This is a genomic window from Streptomyces sp. MMCC 100 (genome assembly GCF_041538145.2).
In the GTDB taxonomy this organism is placed as follows: domain Bacteria; phylum Actinomycetota; class Actinomycetes; order Streptomycetales; family Streptomycetaceae; genus Streptomyces.
Genome location: NZ_JBGORK020000001.1, coordinates 468,926 through 492,795, shown reverse-complemented (window position 1 = coordinate 492,795; position 23,870 = coordinate 468,926). Strand labels below are relative to the sequence as shown.

The window sequence follows — 23,870 nt, the reverse complement described above, 5'->3', positions numbered from 1 at the left end:
GGTGGCTTGCTCCCGGCGGATGTTGCTACGGATATTCATATCCTCGCCTCGTGAATAGAGCTAGTCAACAGGGTCGTGCCGCGCGGCGCGCGTGCGAGTGTGGGGAAGGACGCGTCAGGGCAGGCAGCGACGGTATGGAGGCTGGCGTGAGCGAGGGCACGGACATGAGCGGTGACAGGGGAACGGAGCGCGCGCTGCGGCGGGACCAGGCGGTGCGGGCGGCCGTGGAGCAGGGACTGCTGGGGCCCGGCACACCGATCGTCGGACTGCTGGACGTCACCGGGATACGGGAGTCGGCCGCGGCCCTGCGGTCGGCGTTCGAGGCGGTGACGGCGCCGGGGACGCCCGTGCTGCACGCCTTCGCGGTGAAGGCGTCTCCGCTGGTCCCGGTACTGCGGCTGCTGCACGAGGCGGGCATCGGCACCGAGGTCGCGAGCCCGGGCGAGCTGGCCCTGGCACGGGCGGCGGGGGTGCCGGCGGAGCGGACGGTGCTGGACTCGCCCGCCAAGACGCCGGACGAGCTGCGCGAGGCCCTGACGCTGGGCATCGCCCTCAACGCGGACAACCCTCAGGAGCTGGAGCGCCTCGACGGCCTGGTGGCCCGGGGGACCACCGCGTCCCCGCTCGGCATCCGGGTCAATCCGCAGGTCGGCGGGGGCTCCATCGAGGCGCTGTCGACGGCGACGGCGACCTCGAAGTTCGGGGTGGCCCTGCGCGACGAGGGGGCGCGCGAGTGGGTGGTGCGGGCGTATCTGGACCGGCCGTGGCTGACCCGGCTGCACGCGCACACCGGGTCCCAGGGCATCCCGCTGGCCCTGATGGCCGAGGGAGTGCGGGAGACGTACGCGCTCGCCGAGGAGATCAACGAGCGGGCGGGCCGCAGACAGGTCGACACGCTGGACATCGGCGGCGGTCTCCCGGTGAACTTCGCGTCGGACGAGACGGCACCGACGTACGCCCAGTACGCGCGCGTGCTGAGCGAGACGGTGCCGGGGCTGTTCGACGGGCGGTACGGGCTGGTCACCGAGTTCGGGCGGTCGCTGCTGGCCAAGCACGGCACGGTCGTGGCGCGCGTGGAGTACGCCAAGAGCGCCGGGGGGCGGCCGGTAGCGGTGACGCACGCGGGCGTGCAGGTCGCGACGCGGACGGTGTACGCGCCGGGGGCGTGGCCGCTGCGGATCGCCGCGTACGACGGCAAGGGCCTGCCGAAGGCGGGGCCCGACGTGGTGCAGGACGTGGCCGGTCCGGCGTGCTTCGCGGGCGACCTGCTGGCCGTGGGCCGCTCGATGCCGCTGCTCGAACAGGGGGACTACGCGGCGGCGCTGGACACGGGTGCGTACTACTTCGCGCATCACTACGCGTACAACTCACTGGCGCGGCCCGCGGTGTACGGGTTCACCGAGGGCGGGGAAGGGAGCGGGGACGGGGGTGTCGCCTTCGCCCCTGTGCGCAGGGCGCAGGCGGTCGAGGAGATCGTGGCCGAGGCGGGAGGGGAGTACGCCGACTCGCTGACCGTGGATCTTCGCCGCAGGGGTACAGGTTCTCTCTAGGCCGCACGTGTGTCGTGGCCGGGCGCGCAGTTCCCCGCGCCCCTGGTGGGCGGGGCGCTGCCCGCCCCCGCCCACTCCCTGGTCAGACCGCCGCCGCCGTCTTCCGCCTCGCGCCGCCGGGTGCCGCGTCGCCCGCCGCGATGCCCGTGCTGCGGTAGCCCTTGACCGCCTTGCCCGCCGGGCGGCCGGCGTTGCCCGCGAGCCAGTCCACGCGGACCCACAGCAGGGCGTCCCCGGCCTGTTCGCGGCGGCCGATCCAGGCGGACTTGAGCCACAGCCCGGCCCCGCAGCCGGCCAGCAGCAGCCCGCCCGCCGCGGGGACGGCGAAGGAGCTGCCGAGAGCGGCGAGGAAGGCGAGGAGCAGCCACCAGCGATGGCCCCGGCGCCAGTTGCGTACGGTGACCCCGCGGTCCTGGAGCACGTCGTGCTTGCCCGCGCGGGCGGCCGAACCGGCCAGGGCGGTGTAGCGCCGTCGGCGCACCCACGCCACGACGGCCGTGGCGACGATGAAGAGCGCGGCACCGGCCAGCACCCCGATCCGGCGTCCGGTGAGTCCCGGCACCAGCACTCCGATGCCGGCCGCGAAAACGCCCAGCCACCACAGTGGTGCGGCGCCGGCCCGTACGACGACGGCGACCCGAGCCAGCCCCACCTGTCCTCCGCGCGCCACGTCCTGCCTCCTGTTCCGTTCCAGCCCGTGCGATGCGTCCTGCGCGATGCGTCTGAAGGGTGTGTCAGGCGCCGCACTGTAACGGGGCAAGCTGAGACGAATCTGAGAACCCGTCCGCAGTACGGGTCACTCGACGCCGGGTCAGTCCACGAAAAGCCCCCGTGCCGCGGCCTTGGCGTCGAACTCCTCCAGCCGGGCCTGCGCGTCCGGCAGGTCGTCGCACATCGCCTCCAGCAGCACCCGGCCGAGCAGCATCGGCGCGCAGGCGGTGTCGAAGGCGAGGCCGGTGCCGACGGCGGCGGGCAGCAGCAGGTCGGACACCTTGGCGACCGGCGCGAAGGCGGAGTCGGCCACGGTCACCACCGTGAGCCCCGCCTCCTTGGCGTGGGCGAGCGCCTCGACGACCTCGCGCGGGTGCCGGGGCAGGGCGAAACAGAGCAGGGTGTCCGCGCCGGCCCGGACCGCGGCGTCGATGCGGTCGTGGAGCATTGTGCCGCCCTCGCCGAGGAGCCGGACGTCCGGGTGGACCTTGGCGGCGAAGTAGGCGAAGCCGTGCGCCTGGGCGGCGGCGGCCCGCAGGCCGAGCACCGGCAACGGCCGGCTTGCGGCGAGCAGCCGCCCCGCCTCCCGCACCGGCCCCGGGTCGGCCAGCACTTCCGCGAGGTGCCGCAGGTTCTCGATCTCGGCCGCCACGGCCTGCTGGTACTCGTTGACGGCGCCGGTGTCGGCGACCGGTTCCGCGGGGGCGACCTCGCGCAGGTGGCGGCGGAGCGCCGGGTAGCCGTCGAAGCCGAGGGCGACGGCGAAGCGGGTCACGGACGGCTGGCTGACCCCGGCCAGTTCGGCCAGCTCCACGCTCGAGAGAAAGGGCACGTCCGATGCGCGGCGCACCATGCTGTGCGCGATGCGCCGCTGGGTCGGTGTCAGCCGGTGCCCCTCGAACAGCGCCTGCAGCCGCGCGGCCGGGCTGTCGGTCCCGCTCGGCCCCACACCACTCGTGCCGCCGGTGCCGCCGGTCCCGTTCATGACGTGGCCCCCTCGACCTATTCACACACCCCGTTTCCTGCATACCGTTATACAGGCCGACGGCGGACCGGGGCACGTGAGACCGGACCGGGAAAGGGCAGAAACAGGGGCGGGGCGCGGAGGCCAGGGTCGGACCTCCGCCGCCGTGGTGAGTCAGCCGGTGGCGGTACGTGGTCGGCGGCTCGGCCGCGGTCCCGGAAAGGGTCCGGGAGGCGCTTCGCGGTCCTCGGCGGTCATCGCGGTACCCGGTCGGCGCCGTTGCAGAAGGCGTTGCGTCCGGTCGGCCACGCCCGAGGAACGCGGACGATCGACAGGGCTCCCGGCGCGGACTGACCCGCCAGGCGGGCCGAGGTTGATCCGAACCGCCGGTGCCGGTACTACCGGTCGGCCCCCGCCGGAATCGGGGGTTGTCCCCAGTGCCGAAGCCGCCCCGGCTGCCTACCGTGGGGCCCATGACGGGAATGGACGCACGCGACGCCGACCTCAAGAAGGATCTCGACGCCACCCTGCGGACCCGCAGGGAGCTCGGCGAGGAGTACGAGTCCGCGCTGGTCGACTCGTTCCTGGAGAAGGTCGACCAGCGCATCGACGGGGCGGTGGAGCGCCGGGTGCGCCGGCAGCTCGCCGAGCAGCAGATGACGGCGGCCCGGGACAGCCGGTCGCCGAAGCCCACGGACTCCTTCGGCGAGCGCTTCGGCTTCGGCATCGTGTCGCTGGTGCTCGCGATCCCGCTGTCCGCGATCGGCGGCGGTGTGGCGAACCTCCCGGGGATGCTGGTCGCCTGGGCCGGGATCGTCGGGGTGAACGTCGTCCAGGTCGCCCGCACCAACCCGGGCCTGTTCGGACGCCGCCGCCGCGCCGGGCGGGACGACGCCTGGGAGGACTGAGCCAAGGGGGAAGACTGCGCGGGGACCGCCGCACCCCCATCGCTGGGGGGCGGGACGACGGCGGTCCCCGCGGGGGACGCGCACGGTGCCGGGCCTCACGGCCGGGGCGGCGCGTCCGTGGCGTCCTTGGAGGTCCGGGAGCCGCTCCGGAAGGTCCGTGACGCCGTTCGATGCCGGCGGGACCGGGGAGCCTTCCCCAGTGGTGAACGCCTGGGAGGCGCCCCCGTCGGTCCCTGCCGACACCCCGTACTCTGCCGCTCCCGTGTTAAGCGACTGCTGCGCGCACGTGACGGGCGCGTACCACTTCCGCGAAGTCCACGAAGATCACCGGACCGGCCGCCGGTCCCGCTCGCCCTACTTGCCCTTGGCGAGGAAGGACAGCAGGTCCTGCCGGCTCACCACACCGGTCGGCTTGCCCTCGACGAGGACGATCGCCGCGTCGGCGCCGCCGAGCACCGACATCAGGTCCGCGACCGGCTCGCCGGAGCCGACCTGGGGCAGCGGGGCCGACATGTGCTTCTCCAGCGGGTCCTCCAGCGAGGCGCGCTTGGCGAACAGCGCGTCCAGCAGCTCGCGTTCCACGACCGAGCCGACGACCTCGGCGGCCATCACGTCCGGGTGGCCGGCGCCGGGCTTGACGATCGGCATCTGCGAGACGCCGTACTCGCGCAGCACCTCGATGGCCTCGCCGACGGTCTCGTCCGGGTGCATGTGGACGAGGGAGGGGATGTGGCCGCCCTCCTTGTGGTTCAGGACCTCGGCGACACGGGCGCTGGGGCCGGCGTCCTCCAGAAAGCCGTAGTCGGCCATCCACTCGTCGTTGAAGATCTTGCTGAGGTAGCCGCGTCCGCTGTCCGGCAGCAGGACGACCACCACGTCGTCCTCGCCGAGCCGCGCCGCCACCTCGAGGGCCGCGACGACCGCCATGCCGCAGGAGCCGCCCACCAGCAGGCCCTCCTCCTTGGCGAGGCGGCGGGTCATCTGGAAGGAGTCCTTGTCCGAGACGGCGACGATCTCGTCCGCGACCTCGCGGTCGTACGCCGTCGGCCAGAAGTCCTCGCCGACACCCTCGACCAGGTACGGGCGCCCGGAGCCGCCGGAGTACACGGAGCCCTCGGGGTCGGCGCCGATCACCTTGACCGCGCCGGCGCTGGCGTCCTTCAGGTACCGGCCGGTGCCGGAGATGGTGCCGCCGGTGCCGACGCCGGTCACGAAGTGGGTGATCCTGCCCTCGGTCTGCTCCCACAGCTCGGGGCCCGTGGAGTGGTAGTGGGAGAGCGGGTTGTTCGGGTTGGAGTACTGGTCCGGCTTCCAGGCGCCCGGCGTCTCGCGGACCAGCCGGTCGGAGACGTTGTAGTAGGAGTCCGGGTGCTCGGGGTCGACCGCGGTCGGGCAGACGACGACCTCGGCGCCGTACGCGCGCAGCACGTTGATCTTGTCGGTGGACACCTTGTCAGGGCAGACGAAGATGCACTTGTAGCCCTTCTGCTGGGCGACGATGGCGAGGCCCACGCCCGTGTTGCCGCTGGTCGGCTCGACGATCGTGCCGCCCGGCTGCAGCTCTCCGCTCTTCTCCGCGGCCTCGATCATGCGCAGGGCGATGCGGTCCTTCACCGAACCGCCCGGGTTGAAGTACTCCACCTTGGCCAGGACGGTGGCCCTGATCCCCTTGGTGACGCTGTTGAGCCGCACCAGCGGGGTGTTGCCGACGAGGCTGATCATCGAGTCGTGGAATTGCACCGTGGTCTCCGGATGCCGCAAATGAAGGGTCGATATCGGTCCCGCCAGCCTATGGCCTGTCGACCCGGGCATGCCCCGTGACGGTCGTTCACCCTGCGTTGAGATTGGACGACCGTCCGTACGGGGCAAGGAGTGGGTGTACGGGTTTCGGGAGGTGGCGGCTACGTATGACGAGTATGTCGAGGGCGAGGGTGGCCCGGCGGATCGCGGCCGGCGCGGCGTACGGCGGCGGCGGCATCGGGCTGGCCGGTGCGGCGGCGGTCGGGCTGGTGGTGGCGGAGGTGCAGCTGGCCAGACGCCGGGTGGGCGTGGGCACGCCGACCCGGGTGCCGAACGCGCAGGGACTGTACGGCGGCACCCTGCCCACGGCCGGTGAGCCGCCGCTGCGGCTGATGATGCTGGGCGACTCCACGGCCGCCGGGCAGGGCGTCCACCGGGCCGGTCAGACGCCGGGCGCGCTGCTGGCGTCGGGCCTCGCGGCGGTGGCGGAGCGGCCGGTGCGGCTGGGGTCGGTCGCGCTGCCGGGGGCGTGCTCCGACGACCTGGACCGGCAGGTGACACTGGCGCTCGCGGACCCGGACCGGGTGCCCGACATCTGCGTGATCATGGTCGGCGCCAATGACGTCACCCACCGGATGCCGGCGACCCGCTCGGTGCGGCACCTGTCCGGGGCGGTACGGCGGCTGCGCACGGCCGGCGCGGAGGTGGTGGTCGGCACCTGTCCGGACCTGGGCACGATCGAGCGGGTGCGGCAACCGCTGCGCTGGCTGGCCCGGCGGGCCTCGCGGCAGCTGGCGGCGGCGCAGACCATCGGCGTCGTCGGGCAGGGCGGGCGCACGGTGTCCCTGGGCGACCTGCTGGGCCCGGAGTTCGCACAGAACCCGCGGGAGCTGTTCGGGCCGGACAACTACCACCCCTCCGCGGAGGGGTACGCCACGGCCGCGATGGCGGTACTGCCGTCGGTGTGCGCCGCGCTCGGTCTGTGGCCGGCCGAGGAGGAGCACCCGGACGCGCTGCGCCGCGAGGGCTTCCTGCCGGTGGCCCGGGCGGCGGCGGAGGCCGCATCGGAGGCGGGTACGGAGGTCGCCGCCGCGATGCCCACGGGGCCGCGGGGGCCTTGGGCGCTGCTGAAGCGGAGGCGGCGGCGGAGGGTTGCGGAGGCGGAGCCCACGCCGTCGCCCTCGGGGCAGGCCGGGTAGGGGTGGGGCGCTGACCGGCACTGGCCGGGTGCCGCCGCGCCCACCCGTGCCGCCCTGGGGGTACCTCCCAGGCCGTTCAGGCACTGGGGGAGGCACGACTGCCCGCAGCGGGGGGTGCCTCTATGTCTTTCGTCAAGCGAGGCGCGGGGTTCTGGGTTCGTAGAAGGTGCCGTCGCGGAGCATCGCGAACAGCACGTTGATCCGTTGTCGAGCGAGCCGGAGGAGGGCCTGTGTGTTCTCCAACGGCGCCTCTCGGGCCCGGTGGCACCACCCCCCAGGTCATCGGTCCGACAGGGGGGACCAGCCATGCCGGGCCCGGAGGCCAGCGGCCCTCTTGCAGGACCGCGAAGAACATAACGGGGGGCGGGGGCGCCAAGCAAGCGCTTAGACAGTTGCGGTCCATGTCACACCGACGTATGCGTGACCCGGGCCATACGGCCGGGTAACTTCCCAACCAGCCCTGCCCGCCCCGTACCGCCTCGCCACTGGAGCCGTGATGCCCGAAGCCGTGATCGTCTCTGCCACCCGTTCGCCCATCGGCCGCGCCTTCAAGGGCTCCCTGAAGGACCTGCGCCCCGACGACCTGGCCGCCACGATCATCCAGGCGGCCCTCGCGAAGGTCCCCGAGCTGGACCCGAGGGACATCGACGACCTGATGCTCGGCTGCGGTCTGCCCGGCGGCGAGCAGGGCAACAACCTCGGCCGGATCGTCGCCGTCGAGATGGGCATGGACCACCTGCCCGGCTGCACCATCACCCGGTACTGCTCCTCGTCCCTGCAGACCTCCCGCATGGCCCTGCACGCCATCAAGGCCGGAGAGGGCGACGTCTTCATCTCGGCCGGCGTCGAGATGGTCTCCCGGTTCGCCAAGGGCAACTCCGACAGCCTGCCGGACACCCACAACCCGCTGTTCGCCGAGGCCGAGGCCCGCACCGCCGAGGTCGCCCAGCAGGAGGGCACCACCTGGCACGACCCGCGCGAGGACGGCCTCGTCCCCGACCCGTACATCGCGATGGGCCAGACCGCCGAGAACCTCGCCCGCGCCAAGGGCATCACCCGGCAGGACATGGACGAGTTCGGCGTCCGGTCGCAGAACCTCGCCGAGGAGGCCATCAAGAACGGCTTCTGGGAGCGCGAGATCACCCCGGTCACGCTGCCCGACGGCACGGTCGTCAGCAAGGACGACGGCCCGCGCGCCGGCGTCACCCTGGAGGGCGTGCAGGGCCTCAAGCCGGTCTTCCGTCCCGACGGACTGGTCACCGCCGGCAACTGCTGCCCGCTCAACGACGGCGCCGCCGCCCTCGTGATCATGAGCGACACCAAGGCCCGCGAGCTGGGCCTGACCCCGCTCGCCCGCATCGTCTCCACCGGCGTCTCCGCCCTCTCCCCCGAGATCATGGGCCTCGGCCCGGTCGAGGCGAGCAAGCAGGCCCTGTCCCGCGCCGGGCTGAGCATCGACGACATCGACCTGGTCGAGATCAACGAGGCGTTCGCCGCGCAGGTCATCCCCTCCTACCGGGACCTCGGCATCCCGCTGGAGAAGCTGAACGTCAACGGCGGTGCCATCGCCGTCGGCCACCCCTTCGGCATGACCGGCGCCCGCATCACCGGCACGCTGATCAACTCCCTCCAGACGCACGACAAGCAGTTCGGTCTGGAGACGATGTGCGTCGGCGGCGGCCAGGGCATGGCCATGGTCATCGAGCGCCTGAGCTGACAGCCCGCCGAGGACCGCTGAGGGACCGTCAGTAGCACCCTGCGGACCCAGCGTGACAGACCGCCCGGGGCCCTGCCGTCCGCAGGGTTCTGGGCCGTTTTGTGACCCAAACTCCCCCAGGATGTGACCTACCTCTCCCGTACCCTTGATTTACGCAGGTCAGACCAGCACCACCCCCACCTTCCGGGCCCAAAGTCCTGTCCGTTTCGTGACGTTACGCACTGACAGACGGTTAGTCCTCCCTTCAAGCTGATGTAGGAAGTCGGGGGTCGACTTTGAACCGGGAGTACGTCAGTGAGCGCCATGCCGATCGCCCTGCTGCTCACCACGGCCGCCACCGGCGCCGTGGGCGTCGCCGTCCTGCGCAGCATCCTGGTGCTGCGCCGCCAGGTGACCGCCTTGCGCGCCGAGCTGGCCGAGAGCCGGGCCACCGCCGCGCGGGGCCGGGTGCCCGCCGCCCGCACCACCGCCGACGCCGAGGAGATACGCGCCGCCGTCGCGGAGGCGCTCGCCGAGGAGCGCGAGCGGGAACTCGCCGAGGCGCGGGCCTTCTGGGCCGCCCAGGAGACCCGGGACGCCTCCGACGCGCCCCTGCTGCTCGGCCTGTCCGACAGCGAGCTGTTCCTGCCCCGGCAGGCCGACCTCGTGGGCCTGGAGCCCGTGATCGAGCCGGTCGCGGACACCGACGAGCCGTCCGCGCAGGACGCGGGCCACACGGGTCCCAGGGAGTCGGCCGAGCTGGCCGCCGCCCGCCGCCGGCACCCCTCGCACCCGGACTTCGTGCCGAACCCGCCCCCGGCCGTGAACGACCACGACCGCACGGTGGCGACCCTGGAGGAGCTGGCCGAGTCGAGCGTCGCGCTGGCGGACGTCCGCCCGGGCCCGCTGGGCACCCTCGACGTGTACGTCTTCGCCGACGGCACCACCCTGTGCATGACCCCGGGCCACCGCGAGACCGCGGAGCGCCTGGCCGCCGCGCTGGGCGCGGGCCAGACGCCGTACCTCCTCGGCGGCTCCGGGATCTCCGGCGCCTACACGCTGACCTTCGCCTGCGGCGAGGAGAACGTGTACATCCTGGCGGACCGCGTCATCGCGTCCCTGTAGTCACGTCACGTCACGTCAGACCCCGGCCCTCTTGCGGGCCTCCTCCACCAGCGCCGCCGCCTCTTCCACCTGGCTCTCGTCCTCCAGTACGAGGGCCAAGTCGTGTGCGGCGACCGCGATCTGGTCGGCGGCGGCGAACATGCCCGCGTCCGGCATCTCACGAAGCTCGGTCCCGGGTTCCTCCACGAGCTGGGCACGCCGGGCCAACTCCCTGGCCAGCTCCAGCGCCTCGGCGGCGGCACCGCGCTGCAGCCTGCTCTGCGGGGCGGCCCGCAGCCGGTCGGCGAAGTCGTCCACGGCACGGGTCAAAGGCGTCGTATCAACCACGGCGCGAGCGTACGCGGCCGTCCGGGACTGTTGCCAACGGGCGAACGCTCAGGCACGGTGACCTGAAGGACCGGCTTACATCCCCTTTCGCCCGGAGGCGCCGATGTCCCAAGTCTTCTCCGACGAGACCCATCGCAACCTGCTCGCCCGTATCCCGCAGTGCACCGGCCGTGAGATCTCCGACTGGCTGCGCGCCGTCGAGGACGGCCCCGCCCTCTTCCGCTTCGAGGAGAAGGTCAGCTGGCTCCGCCACGAGCACAACCTCGCGTACGGCCACGCGAAGGCGATCGTCCACGAGTACGACCTGAGAAGGGCCGCGCGCAAGCTGCTGTGAGCGGGCGCGCCGCCCCCACGACGACGAAGGGCCCCGGGCACGAAGCCCGGGGCCCTCCACATGCGGGGTCCTACTAATCGTTGCTGTTCAGGATCGCGATGAGGCGCAGGAACTCGAGGTAGATCCAGACCAGCGTCAGCGTGAGGCCGAAGGCGGCGAACCAGGCCTCCTCGCGCGGGGCGCCGTAGGCGAGCCCGTCCTCGACCTGCTTGAAGTCGAGAGCGAGGAAGCAGGCGCCGAGGATGATGCCGACGATGCCGAAGACGACACCGAGCGCACCGCTGCGGAAGCCGAGGCCGTCACCGCCGCCGAAGACGGCGAACAGCAGGTTCACCATCATCAGGAAGACGAAGCCGAGCGCGGCCGCCATCACGAAGCCGTAGAAGCGCCGGTTGACGCGGATCCAGCCGGCCTTGTAGGCGATCAGCACACCGGCGAAGACCGCCATCGTGCCGATCACGGCCTGCATGGCCGCGCCGTCCGCGATGCGGTTGTCGACGACGCTGGAAACGACGCCGAGGAAGACACCCTCGAACGCCGCGTACGCCAGGATCAGCGCCGGCGTGGGCTTGCGCTTGAAGGACTGGACGAGCGCCAGGACCATGCCGATCAGCGCGGCACCGATACCGATGCCGTACGAGCGGCTGATGTTGGCGTCGTCCACCGGCAGCAGCGCCCACGCGAGCGCGGCCGTCACCACGAGGACACCGAGCGTGCTCGCCGTGCGGATGACGACGTCGTCCATCGTCATCCGGCCGGTGGTGGCGGGCGCCTGCGGCGGCGCGCCGTACTGAAGGTCCTGCTGGGCGTACGGGTTCTGCGCGTACGGGTTGTTGCCGGCGGGCTGGGCGTACGGGCTGCCCTGGGTGCCCTGCGCGTACGGGTTGCCCTGCGTGGCGACGGCGGGTCCCCCGGCCTGCGGCGCGGCGTTGAAGCCCGCGTAGCCGTTGTCGCGGCTGAACCCCCGTCGCGAGAAGACCGGGTTTCTGCTCCTCATTTCACTCCTCCATGGCCACACGGCGCAGCCTTGGCTCAAGAGTAATAGAACGGCAAAGGAATGACCCTACTGCTTGGGGAGGATCTTTCCCTCGACTTGCGGCTCAACACGCTACGCCGATCAGTGATTCCGCTCACGGCCGGGGTCGCGCGCGCCGCCGGGCGCCGCTCACCCGATCGGGAACCCGGTGTAGGCCTCGGCGAGGTCGGTCTCGGCGGCTCGGGAGGAGGTGATCCGGTCGAGGCGGGCCAGCTGGAGCCGGTCCTCGAAGGGCGTGGCGCCCGGGGCACTGTGCAGCAGGGTCGTCATGTCGTACGAGAACCGCTCGGCCTGCCAGACGCGGCGCAGGCAGGTCGCGGAGTAGGCGTCGAGCAGCTCGTCGGAGCCGGTCGCGGCGCGGTGGGCCAGCGCACGCGCGAGGGTGACGACGTCGCCGACGGCCAGGTTGAGTCCCTTGGCGCCGGTGGGCGGCACGATGTGCGCGGCGTCGCCGGCCAGGAAGAGGCGGCCGTGCCGCATGGGCTCGTGGACGTAGGAGCGCATCGGCGTGACGGACTTCTGGGTGACGGGGCCCCGCCGGAGGGTCCAGTCGTCGTCGGTCTCGAAGCGGCGCTCCAGCTCGTCCCAGATCTCCTCGTCGCTCCAGCTGTCGGCCTCCGTGTCCGCGGGGACCTGGAGGTAGAGGCGGGAGACGGACGGGGAGCGCATGGACAGCAGGGCGAAGCCCCGGTCGTGGCGGGCGTAGACCAGCTCGTCGTGCGAGGGGGCGACGTCGGCGAGGATGCCGAGCCAGCCGAAGGGGTACGTCCGCTCGAAGGTGCGCCCGTCCGGCACGGCCGCCCGGGCCACGCCCCAGAAGCCGTCGCAGCCGACGACGTAGTCGCACTCCAGCACGTCCTCGGCGCCATCCGCACCATCCGCACCGCCGTGCCGGAAGCGGATGCGCGGCCGGTCCGTCCCGGCGCCCTCCACGGCCAGGGCCTCGGTCTCGAACAGCAGCGGGCCGCCCTCCTTGAGCTGGAGGGCGATGAGGTCCTTGCAGACCTCGGTCTGGGCGTGGACCATGACGGACCTGCCGCCGGTGAGCGCGGGGAAGTCGACGCGGTGACGGCGCCGGTCGAACCTCAGCTCGATGCCGTCGTGGCGCAGTCCCTCGCGGTCCATCCGCTCCCCGGCCCCGGCCTCGCGCAGCACGTCCACCGTGCCCTGCTCCAGGATCCCGGCGCGCTGTCTGCGCTCCACGTAGGCACGATCGCGGCTCTCCAGGACGACCGAGTCGATCCCGGCGTTGTGCAGCAGCCGGGCGAGCAGGAGCCCGGCGGGGCCTGCCCCGATGATGCCGACGGTGGTGCGCATCGGTCGTTCCCTTCGATCGGCGTCGTTGCCTTGCTCGGGCAGTCGCTTGTTCGCGTGGTGAAATTTCCTTCACCAACTGGGGACGAGTTTCCAGTCGATCGCACGCCCCTGTCAACGGTCTCAGGGATCCAAGAGGGCCGCGGCGGTTTGCGTACACCGGCATGACGGTGGTTGTGCCCGGAGCCGGACTTGAACCGGCACGCCCTCGAAGGGGCAGCGAGGTTTAAGCTCGCCGTGTCTGCATTCCACCATCCGGGCAGGCCATGGGCTCCGCGTCGCGAGCCTTGAGCCTATCGGGACGCACCTCCCGGCCTCGGGCGGGACGACCGATGTTGTCTTATTTTATTGGCGCCTGAGGGAGCATCAGGTACCGGGGCAAGCCATCAGCACATGCCAACAGCCTTGCGTGTGACGGTGCGCGGTGTATGCGGAATGACGGGATTTCACCGTCCCGACGAGGGCGCCCGCCCCGTTCTCGCGCCACCCCCGCCGTCCCGCCGCGACGGCGGGGGCGTCGGGGTCCGCCGTCATCCGCAGGTATGACACCGGCCCGGCCCGTCCGACCGAAGTCGCCCCCGCAAACCGGAACAGCGGCTGACTACACGGCGCCGCACGGCCGGGACGATGGATGACGTCCCGAGCACTCGCCGTACCGACAGGAGCGCCCTTCCCGTGACCACCGCACCCATCGCCGACCGGTCCACCCTCGTGGCCGCGCGCGCCACGGAGCTTTCCAAGATCTACGGCCAGGGCGAGACCCAGGTGGTCGCCCTGGACCGCGTCTCCATCGACTTCCGGCAGGCCGAGCTCACCGCGATCATGGGCCCCTCCGGATCCGGCAAGTCCACGCTGATGCACTGCGTCGCGGGCCTGGACACCTTCTCGTCCGGCTCGGTACGCATCGGCGAGACCGAGCTGGGCTCGCTCAAGGACAAGCAGCTCACCAAGCTGCGCCGGGACAAGATCGGCTTCATCTTCCAGGCGTTCAACCTGCTGCCGACCCTCACCGCGCTGGAGAACATCACCCTTCCGATGGACATCGCGGGCCGCAAGCCGGACAAGCAGTGGGTGGACTCCGTGATCCAGATGGTCGGGCTGTCCGGACGGCTCGGGCACCGGCCCGCCCAGCTCTCCGGCGGGCAGCAGCAGCGGGTCGCCGTGGCGCGGGCGCTGGCCTCCCGGCCGGAGATCATCTTCGGCGACGAGCCGACCGGCAACCTCGACTCCCGCTCCGGCGCGGAGGTCCTGGGCTTCCTGCGCAACTCGGTGCGGGAGCTGGGCCAGACCGTGGTGATGGTGACCCACGACCCGGTGGCCGCCGCCTACGCGGACCGGGTGGTCTTCCTCGCGGACGGACGCATCGTCGACGAGGTGTACGGGCCGACGGCCGACTCGGTGCTGGACCGCATGAAGCGTTTCGACGCCAAGGGCCGCACCAGCTGACACCCCGTCCGCCGCCCGCTCGCCCCTCCCCCGTACCGTCTGGACAGAGAAGACCCATGTTCCGTACCGCCTTGCGCAACGTCTTCGCGCACAAGGCCAGGTTGTTGATGACCGTGCTCGCCGTGATGCTCGGCGTGGCGTTCGTGTCGGGCACTCTGGTCTTCGCCGACACCCTCTCCAACGCCTTCCGCAACCAGTCGGCGAAGAGCTACGACGACGTCGCCGTCGCCGTCACCTCGCACGCCGACCCGGACAACCCCAAGGAGGAGCCCGGCCTCTCCGGCAAGGCCCTCGACCGGATCTCCGCCGTGGACGGCGTCGCCGGGGTGTACGGCCGCGTCGAGGGCTTCGCCGGCGTCGCCGACCCCGACGGGAAGCTCATCGGCGTCGGCTGGTCCAACAAGGGCTCCAACTTCGCCCCCGGCAAGGACGGCAAGGACACCGCGTACACGTTCACCGAGGGCTCCGGCCCGGTGAAGGACGACCAGATCGCCCTGGACGAGGAGTCCGCCGCCAAGGGCGAGTACAAGGTCGGCGACCGGGTGCGCGTCGCGACCAACGGCCCGGTGAAGGAGTACACCCTCAGCGGTGTGTTCACCACCGAGGACGGCGCCGTCAACGCCGGCGGCAGCCTCGTCCTCTTCGACACCGCGGTCGCCCAGAAGCAGTACTTGCAGCCGGGCTACTTCGAGAGCGTCACCGTCACCGCCGCCCCCGGCGCGGACGACGCCGAGATCCTGGCCGCGGTCGAGCCGCTGCTGCCGGACACCGCCGAGGCGCAGACCGGCAAGGCGCTCGCCGACGAGCAGGCCGAGCAGATCGAACAGGGCATGGGCAACCTCAAGCAGGTCCTGCTCGGCTTCGCGGGCATCGCGCTCTTCGTCGGGATCTTCCTGATCTCCAACACGTTCACGATGCTGGTCGCGCAGCGCACCAAGGAGATCGCCCTGATGCGCGCCGTCGGCGCGTCCCGCAGGCAGATCACCCGCTCGGTGCTCGCCGAGGCCGCGCTGGTGGGTCTGGTGGCCTCGGCCGTCGGCTTCGCCCTCGGCGTCGGCCTGGCCGTGGGACTGCGCTCCGGCATGGCCGCGTTCGACATGAAGATGCCGGCCGGTCCGCTGGTCCTGTCCGCCACGCCGGTGGTCGCGGCGTTCGCGGTGGGCGTGCTGATCACGGTGTTCGCCGCCTGGCTGCCCGGCCGCCGGGCCGCGAAGATCCCGCCGGTGGCGGCCATGAACAGTGTCCACGCGGTGGCCAGCACCAAGTCGCTGGTGCTGCGCAACTCCATCGGCGCGGCCGTCACCGCCCTCGGTGCGGCGGGGATCGTGGCGGGTGCCTCGACCGGCGGCGACGACGGCCGGATGTACATCGGGGCGGGCGCGTTCCTCGCACTGATCGGCGTGATCATTCTGATCCCGCTGCTGTCCCGGCCCGTGATCGCGCTCGTCCGTCCGCTGCTCGTCGGCCCGTTCGGGGTGGCGGGCAAGCTGGCCGGCCAGAACGCGGTCCGCAACCCGCGCCGCACCGGCGCCACCGCCTCGGCGCTGGCGATCGGACTGACGCTGGTGACCGGCCTGTCGGTGCTCGGCGTCACGGTCGGCACGGCCATCGACAAGATGACCACGGACAACATCAGGGCCGACTACATGGTCTCGATGGCCAACGGCGGTGACCTCGACCGGTCCGCGCTGACGGCGCTGGAGAAGGCCGAGGGCGTGTCCGCGGTCTCGCCGCAGCAGGACGCCTACTTCCGGGTCGACGGCGACTACGTGTCCGCCTCGGCCATCACCCCGGGCGACATCGAGAAGGTCCTGACCGTCGACGTCGTCAGCGGCAGCGCCGGCTCGCTCGCCCAGGGCCGGATCGCGGTCGCCGAGAAGACGGCCGAGAGCAGGGGCTGGAAGACCGGCGACACCGTCCCCGTCACCTTCGACGACGACGAGAAGGCCACGCTGACGGTCGGCGCCGTCTACAAGGACAGCGAGTTCCTCTCCCCCGTCCTCGTCGACCGCGCGGTCGTGGACCGGCACGAGGCGAAGCCGTCCATCCGGCAGGTCTTCGTGAAGGTCGACGGCGGTCGGACCGCGGCGAACGAGAAGGTCCTCGTCGACGCGCTGGGTGACAACCCGGCGATCACCGTGATGGACCGGCAGGACATCCGCGACGAGTTCGGCGGCGCCATCAACACCCTGCTGAACGTCATGTACGGCCTGCTGGCGATGGCCCTGATCATCGCGGTGCTGGGCGTCGTCAACACCCTCGCGATGTCCGTCTTCGAGCGGCAGCAGGAGATCGGCATGCTGCGCGCGATCGGTCTGGACCGGCGCCGGGTGAAGCGGATGGTCCGGCTGGAGGCCGTCGTCATCTCGGTGTTCGGTGCGGTGGTCGGCATCGGCCTCGGCACGTTCCTCGGCTGGGCGATCGGCGAGACCGTCGCGGACCAGATCCCGGGGTACGCGCTGGTCCTGCCCTGGGACCGGATCGGGATCTTCGTGGTGCTGGCCGGCCTGGTGGGCGTCCTGGCCGCGATGTGGCCGGCCCGCAACGCCGCCCGGCTGAACATGCTGAACGCGATCAAGACCGAGTAGGCGCCGCGCGCGTGCGAGGGCCCCGTTCCCGGGCGGGAGCGGGGCCCTCGCGCGTACGGAAGTTCCGCGGGCTCAGTTCCAGGTGCGGGCGCGCAGCGGCAGGCCGGAGGCGCCTGAGTCGGGCGTCTTCACGGCGAGGACCTGGTTGACGCCGATCCGGTTGCGCTCGAAGGAGAGCGCGGAGGCGGCCATGTACAGCCGCCAGACCCGGGCGCGGCCGGGGCTGACCAGCCGGGTGGCCGTCGCCCAGTCGGACTCGAGGTTGGCGACCCAGCGGCGCAGCGTGAGCGCGTAGTGCTCGCGGATCGACTCCACGTCGCGGACCTCGAACCCGGCGCGCTCCAGCTGGGTGACGGTGGTGCCGACGGGGGCCAGTTCGCCGTCGGGGAAGACGTAGGCGTCGATGAACTCGTCGACGCTGTAGGCGGACTCGTCCCGCTGGGGCCGGCGGGCGATCTGGTGGTTCAGCAGCCGTCCGCCGGGCTTGAGCAGCTTGTGCAGGTCGGTGGCGTACTCCAGGTAGCGCTCGGCGCCCACGTGCTCGGCCATGCCGATGGAGGAGATGGCGTCGTACGGCCCGTCCGCGACGTCCCGGTAGTCCTGGACGCGGATCTCCACCCGGTCGGTGAGCCCCGCGTCGGCGACGCGCTTGCGGGCGTAAGCGGCCTGTTCCTGGGAGAGGGTCACGCCGACGACGCTCACGTCGTGCTCGCGGGCCGCGTGGATCGCCATGGAGCCCCAGCCGCAGCCGACGTCGAGGAGGCGCTGACCGGCGCTCAGGCCCAGTTTGCGGCTGACGAGTTCGAGCTTGTCGCGCTGGGCGTCCTCCAGGGTGCCGCCCTCGGCCGGAGGGGCTGGCCAGTAGGCGCAGGAGTACACCATGGAGGGGCCGAGGACGAGTTCGTAGAAGTCGTTGCCGACGTCGTAGTGGTGGCTGATGGCCCGCTTGTCGCTGCGCTTGGTGTGCAGGTGGCCGCGGGCCCGGCGGACCTCCTCCGGCGGCGGGGCAGGGGGCAGCGGCGGCCCGGCGAGCTTCACCAGACCGCGTACGGCGGCCCGGACCTCGGGGTCGCGCAGCGCCTCGACCAGTCCGCGGGCGTCCTCACCGCGCTCCCAGATCAGGCCGGCCATCAGACCGAGGGCGGTGTAGAGGTCGCCGTCGATGTCGACGTCGCCGGCCACCCAGGCGCGGGCCAGGCCCAGTTCACCGGGTTTGAACAGCAGGCGGCGCAGGGCCCTGCGGTTGCGGACGACGAGGGTCGGCGCGCCCGGCGGACCCGACTGCGAACCGTCCCAGGCGCGGATGCGCACCGGGAGTGGTGCTCCCAGCAACTGTTCGAAGAGGCTCTGCAGCCGCAGCGCGGCGTCAGCCATGGCGTACCTCCGTGACGAGCGATCCCGGAATGTCCAACACCACGTAAACACCTGGGAGCCCGCCGTACAGTCCCCGGCGCGCGTTACGACTCGGCAAAATAGCTGTACACACCAACGAACCCGTCGCCCCAACGGCGCGGCGCAGAGCGCGACACGCGCACAGCACGAAGGGGCCGTCCGCACCACGGATGGCGGACGACCCCTTCGGGGGGACTGCTACTGCTGCGGGCGACCGGGGGTCAGGAGGCCTTGGCCTCGGTCTTCTCCTGCTTGCCGGCCTTCTCGCCCTGGGCGGCGGCCTTCGCCGCGGCGGGCTTCGGGGCCGGCTTGGCGGCCTCGTAGAACTCCTCGCGCGGCGTCTCCATCGCGCCGAGGGAGACGACCTCGCGCTTGAGGAACATGCCGAGCGTCCAGTCCGCGAAGACGCGGATCTTGCGGTTCCAGGTCGGCATCGCCATGCCGTGGTAGCCGCGGTGCATGTACCAGGCGAGACGGCCCTTGAGCTTGATCTTCATCTTGCCCATGACGATCATCGCGACGCCCTTGTGCAGGCCGAGGCCCGCCACCGCGCCTTTGTTGGCGTGGCTGTACTCCTTCTGCGGGAAGCCCCGCATGCCGGAGATCACGTTGTCACCGAGGACCTTGGCCTGGCGCAGCGCGTGCTGGGCGTTCGGCGGGCACCAGGCGTTCTCGTTGCCCGCCTTGCGGCCGACCAGGTCCGGCACCTGGGCGTTGTCGCCCGCGGCCCAGATGTAGTCGGTGCCCTGGACCTGGAGGGTGGCCTGGGTGTCGACGTGGCCGCGGGGGCCGAGCGGCAGGCCGAAGCGGGCCAGCGCCGGGTTGGGCTTGACGCCGGCGGTCCACACGATCGTGTTGGAGTCGACCTCGAGGCCGTTCTTCAGCACCACGTGGCCGTCGACGCAGGAGTCCATGGAGGTGGACAGGTAGACCTCGACACCGCGGCCCTCGAGGTGCTCCTTGCCGTACTGGCCGAGCTTGGGGCCGACCTCGGGGAGGATCTTGTCGGCGGCGTCCACGAGGATGAAGCGCATGTCCTCGCGGGAGACGTTGTTGTAGTACTTGGCCGCGTCGCGGGCCATGTCCTCGACCTCACCGATGGTCTCCGCGCCGGCGAAGCCGCCGCCGACGAAGACGAAGGTGAGCGCCTTGCGGCGGATCTCCTCGTCGGTGGTGGAGTCGGCCTTGTCGAGCTGCTCCAGGACGTGGTTGCGCAGGCCGATGGACTCCTCGATGCCCTTCATACCGATGCCCTGCTCGGCGAGGCCGGGGATCGGGAAGGTGCGGGAGACCGCGCCCATCGCGATGACCAGGTAGTCGAAGGGCAGCTCGTACGCCTCGCCGACCAGCGGCGCGACGGTGGCGACCTTGCGGTCCTGGTCGATGGTGGTGACCCGGCCGGTGAGGACCTCCGCCTTCGGAAGCACGCGCCGCAGGGGGACGACGACGTGCCGCGGGGAGATGCTGCCGGCGGCGGCTTCGGGGAGGAAGGGCTGGTAGGTCATGTACGACCGCGGGTCGACGACGGTGACGGTCGCCTCGCCGTAACGCATCTTCTTCTGGATGCGTCGAGCTGCGTACAGGCCTACGTACCCACCGCCTACTACGAGGATCCTGGGACGCTCCGTGGTGCTCATGCCATCGAGTATCCACCCGGCCGAGGGGGGTGGTTCGTGCGCCCCTTCACAAGGTTCGGTGGAGGCTGTGCTACCATCCGCCGCCGACGTGACGGAGATCATGGCGGGCGAAGGAACCAGCGTATAGGGCACCCCGTTGTCAATGCCGCGTGAGCTGCACCTCCGCACCGTCGGGACGGTGGACCACCCTCCCGCGAGCACTCCACGAGGGCCCCTCGCGACACCGTCCTGAACACGTTCAAAGGGCAGTTGAAACCCCAAAAGGGTCAACGCGCGCGCTTTCGTCGTCCGACGGGGCCCAATTCCTTGTGAAGAACTTCACGAACTTTCCCGACGGGACGTCACCGAGGGGCCCCGAGAGGCCCCCGACACCCGCTCAAACGTTGTCCTTCCTGCTCAGACCGCTACCGCACCGCTGCGGCGAGCACCCCGCGCGAAGGCCCTACGCGACCGACCATGCGATGCCGTCGAGGATGTCGTGCTCACTCACGACGACCTCCTCCGCGCCCGTCCGCTCCATGATCGCCAGGAGCACCAGGGCCCCGGCCGCGATCACGTCGACCCGGCCCGGGTGCATGGAGGGGACCGCCGCGCGCTCGGCGTGGGTGGAGCGCAGCAGCCAGTCGGTGATCTCCCGGACCCGGTCGCGGGAGACGCGGGAGTGGTGGATGGCGGCCGAGTCGTACTCCGGCAGCTCCTGCGCGATCGCGGACACCGTCGTCACGGATCCGGCCAGCCCCACCAGCGTGCGCGCCTCGCGCAGCGGCACCGTCCGCCCGGCCAGGTCCAGGGCGGCCTCGACATCGGCCCGCATCGCCGCGACCTGCGCCTCGGTGGGCGGGTCGGTCACCGCACCGTCGTGCACCAGGTGCCGCTCGGTCATCCGGACACAGCCGATATCCACGGAGCGGGCGGCGCGCACGTGGTCGTCGCCGACGACGAACTCGGTGGAGCCGCCGCCGATGTCGACGACCAGGTAGGGCTTGTCGAGGTCCGCGCGGCCGGTCAGTTCCTTCGTCGCGCCGGTGAAGGAGAACTCGGCCTCCTGGTCGCCCGAGATGACCTCCGGCTCCACACCCAGGATGTCCAGCACCCCGCGCACGAAGTCGTCCCGGTTCTCCGCGTCACGGGAGGCGGAGGTGGCCACGAAGCGCAGCCGCTCGGCGCCGTGCGCCTTGACGACCTCGGCGTACTCCCGGCAGGCGGCGAAGGTCCGCTCCAGCGCCTCGGGCGCCAGCCGCCCGGTGCGGTCGACGCCCTGGCCCAGCCGCACGATGGTCATGCGCCGGTCCAGGTCCGTCAGCTCGCCCGTCTCCGGGTCGGCGTCGGCGACCAGCAGCCGGATGGAGTTCGTACCGCAGTCGATGGCGGCGACCCGGGTCACTGGGCGTCCTCCCCGTCGGTCTCGGAGACCGTCACGCACGGCCCCTTGCGCCACCACTCGGGCAGCATGGCGATCGCCTCGTCGCCCAGCGGGTTGACGCCGGGACCGGCCGCCAGCGAGTGGGCGACCAGCACGTGCAGGCACTTCACACGGTCCGGCATGCCGCCCGCGCTCGGGAAGCCGGTCAGCTCCTCGATCTCGTCACGGCGCCGGACGTAGTCCTCGTGCGCGGCGCGGTAGGCGGCGGCCAGCTCCGGGTCGGTGGCGAGGCGCTCGGTCATCTCCTTCATCACGCCGTTCGCCTCCAGCGTGCCGATGGCGGAGGCCGCCTTCGGGCACGTCAGGTAGTACAGCGTGGGGAAGGGCGTGCCGTCGGGCAGCCGCGGCGCCGTCTCCACGACGTCCGGCTGTCCGCACGGGCAGCGGTGCGCGATGGCGCGCAGGCCGCGCGGGGGCCGTCCGAGCTGCTGCTTGAAGGCCGCCACGTCCGCGTCGGTCGGCTCGGTGCGCGGGGTGGTCGGCGGGGGAGTCTGCATGACTGTCTTCTGCTGGTCTTCCTGTTGAGTCACTGCCGGAGCGGCCGGCGCGGTCGGTTCACTGCCGGCGGGCGGCGGCGTCGGCCTTGTCGACCCCGTCCCACACGTTCCGGTACCAGGGTCGGTCGGCGGCGCCGGCCTCGGCGCGGGTCCGGTCGGCCGCCTCCGGGTCGACGACGACGAACCCCGTCTCCCCCGGCATCACATAATGCAGCCGCAGCCGGACCTGCTGCTCGGCGTAGGCGTCGTCCTGCCAGCGTGCCTTGAGGTCACGCAGGTCCTCGACCCGCTGCCGGGTCTCCCGCTGCTCCCGCTGGAGATCGGCGATCTCGGCGCGCTGGGCGACGTACTGCCGAATCGGATAGGCGAGGGCCACGACGAGCGAGCAGAGCACCATCGCGAGCAGCGCGGCCCGGCCGGTCAGCCGGGAACGCCGCGCCTGGCGCTTCGTCTGCGAGCGGTAGACCCGGGCCGCGGTCTGCTCCCCGATGATCCGGATCCTGGTCGCGGTGGAGAAACGGTCCCGGTCCTTCACCGCCATGTCGCCCCGCCTCAGCCTTCGTGCGTCGTCCGTCATACGTGCGTACGTCCCCGCACACGGTACGGGACCGAGTACGGGGACGTACGTACGACGCTGCCTCCTACGGGGCGGGTCAGCCCTTGAAGCGGGGGAAGGCGCTGCGGCCGGCGTACACCGCGGCGTCGTCGAGGATCTCCTCGATGCGCAACAGCTGGTTGTACTTGGCGACGCGCTCGGAGCGGGCCGGGGCGCCGGTCTTGATCTGGCCGCAGTTGGTGGCGACGGCCAGGTCGGCGATGGTGACGTCCTCGGTCTCGCCGGAGCGGTGGGACATCATGCACTTGAAGCCGTTGCGCTGGGCCAGCTCCACGGCGTCCAGGGTCTCGGTCAGCGAACCGATCTGGTTGACCTTGACCAGCAGGGCGTTGGCCGAGTTCTCCTCGATGCCGCGGGCCAGGCGCTCCGGGTTGGTGACGAACAGGTCGTCACCGACGAGCTGGACCTTGTCGCCGAGCCCCGCGGTGATGGTCTTCCAACCGTCCCAGTCGTCCTCGAACAGCGGGTCCTCGATGGAGACCAGCGGGTACGCCTCGACCAGCTCGGCGTAGTACTCGGTCATCTCGGCGGCGGTGCGCTCCTTGCCCTCGAAGGTGTAGGAGCCGTCCTTGTAGAACTCGGACGCCGCGACGTCGAGCGCGAGGGCGATCTGTTCGCCCGGGGTGTAGCCGGCCTCGTTGATCGCCTCGAGGATGAGGTCGAGGGCCTCGCGGTTGGAGCCGAGGTTCGGGGCGAAGCCGCCCTCGTCGCCGAGGCCGGTGGCCAGGCCCTTCTTCTTCAGGACCTTCTTGAGGGTGTGGTACACCTCGGCGCCCCAGCGCAGGGCCTCGGAGAAGGACTCCGCGCCGATCGGGGCGATCATGAACTCCTGGATGTCCACGTTGGAGTCGGCGTGCGAGCCGCCGTTCAGGATGTTCATCATCGGCACCGGCAGCAGGTGCGCGTTCGGGCCGCCCAGGTAGCGGAAGAGCGGCAGGTCGCTGGCCTCGGAGGCGGCGTGGGCGACGGCGAGGGAGACGCCGAGGATGGCGTTGGCGCCGAGCGAGCCCTTGTTGTCGGTGGCGTCCAGGTCGAACATGGCCTGGTCGATCAGGCGCTGCTCGGTGGCGTCGTAGCCGACGAGCTCCGGGCCGATCTGCTCGATGACGGCCAGCACGGCCTTCTCGACACCCTTGCCGAGGTAACGGCTCGGGTCGCCGTCACGAAGTTCGATGGCCTCGAAGGCACCGGTGGAGGCGCCGGACGGAACGGCGGCACGACCCGTGCTGCCGTCGTCGAGGCCGACCTCGACCTCGACCGTGGGGTTGCCTCGGGAGTCCAGGATTTCCCGGGCTACGACGACGTCGATGGACGGCACGAGCATCTCCTTCTTCAATGTGACGCTTCGGTGTGACGCGCGGGTCCCG

20 protein-coding genes and 1 tRNA gene are annotated in these 23,870 nt (G+C 71.6%); 8 read left to right on the top strand and 13 right to left on the bottom strand.

Annotated features, from left to right (window positions below; translation table 11 throughout):
* Nucleotides 1-134: 134 nt before the first annotated feature.
* Nucleotides 135-1,550 (top strand): type III PLP-dependent enzyme domain-containing protein, encoded by a 1,416-nt coding sequence (locus tag ABS735_RS02425; protein ID WP_373902921.1) that lies wholly within the window; start codon nt 135-137, stop codon nt 1,548-1,550.
* Nucleotides 1,551-1,632: 82 nt separating this feature from the next.
* Here ABS735_RS02425 and ABS735_RS02420 read toward each other — a convergent pair whose 3' ends face one another.
* Both ABS735_RS02420 and ABS735_RS02415 read right to left on the bottom strand, forming a co-directional pair.
* Nucleotides 1,633-2,220, bottom strand: a complete 588-nt coding sequence (locus tag ABS735_RS02420; RefSeq protein ID WP_373902920.1) for a hypothetical protein — start codon at nt 2,218-2,220, stop codon at nt 1,633-1,635.
* Between the two features lie 141 nt (nt 2,221-2,361).
* On the bottom strand, nt 2,362-3,246 hold the full coding sequence (locus tag ABS735_RS02415) for a MurR/RpiR family transcriptional regulator (RefSeq protein WP_373902919.1): 885 nt from the start codon (nt 3,244-3,246) through the stop codon (nt 2,362-2,364).
* 452 nt (nt 3,247-3,698) lie between these two features.
* Between ABS735_RS02415 and ABS735_RS02410 the strand changes: the two genes are divergently transcribed.
* Nucleotides 3,699-4,133 (top strand): hypothetical protein, encoded by a 435-nt coding sequence (locus tag ABS735_RS02410; RefSeq protein ID WP_373902918.1) that lies wholly within the window; start codon nt 3,699-3,701, stop codon nt 4,131-4,133.
* 354 nt (nt 4,134-4,487) lie between these two features.
* On the opposite strand, the gene ABS735_RS02405 is transcribed toward ABS735_RS02410, so the two are convergent.
* Nucleotides 4,488-5,873, bottom strand: coding sequence for a cystathionine beta-synthase (locus ABS735_RS02405; RefSeq protein ID WP_373902917.1), 1,386 nt, complete (start codon nt 5,871-5,873; stop codon nt 4,488-4,490).
* Between the two features lie 167 nt (nt 5,874-6,040).
* Here ABS735_RS02405 and ABS735_RS02400 point away from each other — a divergent pair, with 167 nt between their 5' ends.
* The 3 genes from ABS735_RS02400 (at nt 6,041) to ABS735_RS02390 (ending at nt 9,893) form a co-directional block, all read left to right on the top strand.
* On the top strand, nt 6,041-7,072 hold the full coding sequence (locus ABS735_RS02400; protein ID WP_373902916.1) for an SGNH/GDSL hydrolase family protein: 1,032 nt from the start codon (nt 6,041-6,043) through the stop codon (nt 7,070-7,072).
* A 496-nt stretch (nt 7,073-7,568) separates the two neighbouring features.
* The gene (locus tag ABS735_RS02395) at nt 7,569-8,789 is read left to right on the top strand and encodes an acetyl-CoA C-acetyltransferase (RefSeq protein WP_373902915.1); all 1,221 of its coding nucleotides are present in this window, start codon (nt 7,569-7,571) and stop codon (nt 8,787-8,789) included.
* A 294-nt stretch (nt 8,790-9,083) separates the two neighbouring features.
* Complete coding sequence (locus ABS735_RS02390) at nt 9,084-9,893, top strand: hypothetical protein (RefSeq protein WP_373902914.1); 810 nt, start codon at nt 9,084-9,086, stop codon at nt 9,891-9,893.
* A gap of 15 nt (nt 9,894-9,908) precedes the next feature.
* Here ABS735_RS02390 and ABS735_RS02385 read toward each other — a convergent pair whose 3' ends face one another.
* Nucleotides 9,909-10,220 carry a hypothetical protein gene (locus ABS735_RS02385; protein WP_373902913.1) on the bottom strand — a complete coding sequence of 104 codons (312 nt, stop codon included), beginning with the start codon at nt 10,218-10,220 and terminating at the stop codon, nt 9,909-9,911.
* Nucleotides 10,221-10,323: 103 nt separating this feature from the next.
* On the opposite strand from ABS735_RS02385, the gene ABS735_RS02380 reads away from it, so the two are divergent.
* Nucleotides 10,324-10,554 carry a DUF4287 domain-containing protein gene (locus tag ABS735_RS02380; protein WP_373902912.1) on the top strand — a complete coding sequence of 77 codons (231 nt, stop codon included), beginning with the start codon at nt 10,324-10,326 and terminating at the stop codon, nt 10,552-10,554.
* Nucleotides 10,555-10,627: 73 nt separating this feature from the next.
* Here ABS735_RS02380 and ABS735_RS02375 read toward each other — a convergent pair whose 3' ends face one another.
* From ABS735_RS02375 to ABS735_RS02365, 3 genes are all read right to left on the bottom strand, one after another.
* Entirely contained in the window at nt 10,628-11,551 is a 924-nt protein-coding gene (locus ABS735_RS02375) for a Bax inhibitor-1/YccA family protein (protein WP_373902911.1), read from the bottom strand.
* A 168-nt stretch (nt 11,552-11,719) separates the two neighbouring features.
* The gene (locus ABS735_RS02370) at nt 11,720-12,907 is read right to left on the bottom strand and encodes a 4-hydroxybenzoate 3-monooxygenase (protein ID WP_373902910.1); all 1,188 of its coding nucleotides are present in this window, start codon (nt 12,905-12,907) and stop codon (nt 11,720-11,722) included.
* A gap of 174 nt (nt 12,908-13,081) precedes the next feature.
* Nucleotides 13,082-13,165: transfer RNA gene (locus ABS735_RS02365), tRNA-Leu, on the bottom strand.
* Between the two features lie 414 nt (nt 13,166-13,579).
* Between ABS735_RS02365 and ABS735_RS02360 the strand changes: the two genes are divergently transcribed.
* Both ABS735_RS02360 and ABS735_RS02355 read left to right on the top strand, forming a co-directional pair.
* The gene (locus tag ABS735_RS02360; RefSeq protein ID WP_127892937.1) at nt 13,580-14,350 is read left to right on the top strand and encodes an ABC transporter ATP-binding protein; all 771 of its coding nucleotides are present in this window, start codon (nt 13,580-13,582) and stop codon (nt 14,348-14,350) included.
* Nucleotides 14,351-14,406: 56 nt separating this feature from the next.
* Nucleotides 14,407-16,938: an ABC transporter permease gene (locus ABS735_RS02355; RefSeq protein WP_373902909.1), complete on the top strand. Its 2,532-nt coding sequence runs from the start codon at nt 14,407-14,409 to the stop codon at nt 16,936-16,938.
* A 72-nt stretch (nt 16,939-17,010) separates the two neighbouring features.
* Here the strand turns inward: ABS735_RS02355 and ABS735_RS02350 are convergent, their stop codons facing one another.
* The 6 genes from ABS735_RS02350 to eno form a co-directional block, all read right to left on the bottom strand.
* Nucleotides 17,011-18,312 (bottom strand): class I SAM-dependent methyltransferase, encoded by a 1,302-nt coding sequence (locus ABS735_RS02350; RefSeq protein WP_373902908.1) that lies wholly within the window; start codon nt 18,310-18,312, stop codon nt 17,011-17,013.
* 239 nt (nt 18,313-18,551) lie between these two features.
* Nucleotides 18,552-19,967 (bottom strand): NAD(P)/FAD-dependent oxidoreductase, encoded by a 1,416-nt coding sequence (locus ABS735_RS02345; protein WP_373902906.1) that lies wholly within the window; start codon nt 19,965-19,967, stop codon nt 18,552-18,554.
* Nucleotides 19,968-20,409: 442 nt separating this feature from the next.
* Nucleotides 20,410-21,351 carry a Ppx/GppA phosphatase family protein gene (locus ABS735_RS02340; RefSeq protein WP_373902904.1) on the bottom strand — a complete coding sequence of 314 codons (942 nt, stop codon included), beginning with the start codon at nt 21,349-21,351 and terminating at the stop codon, nt 20,410-20,412.
* A complete protein-coding gene (locus ABS735_RS02335) occupies nt 21,348-21,887 on the bottom strand; it encodes a DUF501 domain-containing protein (protein WP_373902903.1) in 540 nt (179 codons plus the stop codon). The genes ABS735_RS02340 and ABS735_RS02335 overlap by 4 nt, the downstream gene beginning before the upstream one ends.
* Nucleotides 21,888-21,945: 58 nt before the next feature.
* The gene (divIC, locus tag ABS735_RS02330; protein ID WP_373902902.1) at nt 21,946-22,428 is read right to left on the bottom strand and encodes a cell division protein DivIC; all 483 of its coding nucleotides are present in this window, start codon (nt 22,426-22,428) and stop codon (nt 21,946-21,948) included.
* A 112-nt stretch (nt 22,429-22,540) separates the two neighbouring features.
* Nucleotides 22,541-23,821: a phosphopyruvate hydratase gene (gene eno / locus ABS735_RS02325; protein WP_373902901.1), complete on the bottom strand. Its 1,281-nt coding sequence runs from the start codon at nt 23,819-23,821 to the stop codon at nt 22,541-22,543.
* Nucleotides 23,822-23,870: the final 49 nt, after the last annotated feature.

Bases quoted from the DNA above. Each gene is read 5' to 3' on its own strand.
- ABS735_RS02335 (WP_373902903.1), bottom strand. From the start codon at position 21,887: ATGCAGACTCCCCCGCCGACCACCCCGCGCACCGAGCCGACCGACGCG.
- ABS735_RS02410 (WP_373902918.1), top strand. From the start codon at position 3,699: ATGACGGGAATGGACGCACGCGACGCCGACCTCAAGAAGGATCTCGAC.
- ABS735_RS02370 (WP_373902910.1), bottom strand. From the start codon at position 12,907: ATGCGCACCACCGTCGGCATCATCGGGGCAGGCCCCGCCGGGCTCCTG.
- ABS735_RS02425 (WP_373902921.1), top strand. From the start codon at position 135: ATGGAGGCTGGCGTGAGCGAGGGCACGGACATGAGCGGTGACAGGGGA.
- ABS735_RS02400 (WP_373902916.1), top strand. From the start codon at position 6,041: ATGACGAGTATGTCGAGGGCGAGGGTGGCCCGGCGGATCGCGGCCGGC.
- ABS735_RS02350 (WP_373902908.1), bottom strand. From the start codon at position 18,312: ATGGCTGACGCCGCGCTGCGGCTGCAGAGCCTCTTCGAACAGTTGCTG.
- ABS735_RS02395 (WP_373902915.1), top strand. From the start codon at position 7,569: ATGCCCGAAGCCGTGATCGTCTCTGCCACCCGTTCGCCCATCGGCCGC.
- ABS735_RS02355 (WP_373902909.1), top strand. From the start codon at position 14,407: ATGTTCCGTACCGCCTTGCGCAACGTCTTCGCGCACAAGGCCAGGTTG.
- ABS735_RS02415 (WP_373902919.1), bottom strand. From the start codon at position 3,246: ATGAACGGGACCGGCGGCACCGGCGGCACGAGTGGTGTGGGGCCGAGC.
- ABS735_RS02375 (WP_373902911.1), bottom strand. From the start codon at position 11,551: ATGAGGAGCAGAAACCCGGTCTTCTCGCGACGGGGGTTCAGCCGCGAC.
- ABS735_RS02345 (WP_373902906.1), bottom strand. From the start codon at position 19,967: ATGAGCACCACGGAGCGTCCCAGGATCCTCGTAGTAGGCGGTGGGTAC.
- divIC (WP_373902902.1), bottom strand. From the start codon at position 22,428: ATGGCGGTGAAGGACCGGGACCGTTTCTCCACCGCGACCAGGATCCGG.
- ABS735_RS02380 (WP_373902912.1), top strand. From the start codon at position 10,324: ATGTCCCAAGTCTTCTCCGACGAGACCCATCGCAACCTGCTCGCCCGT.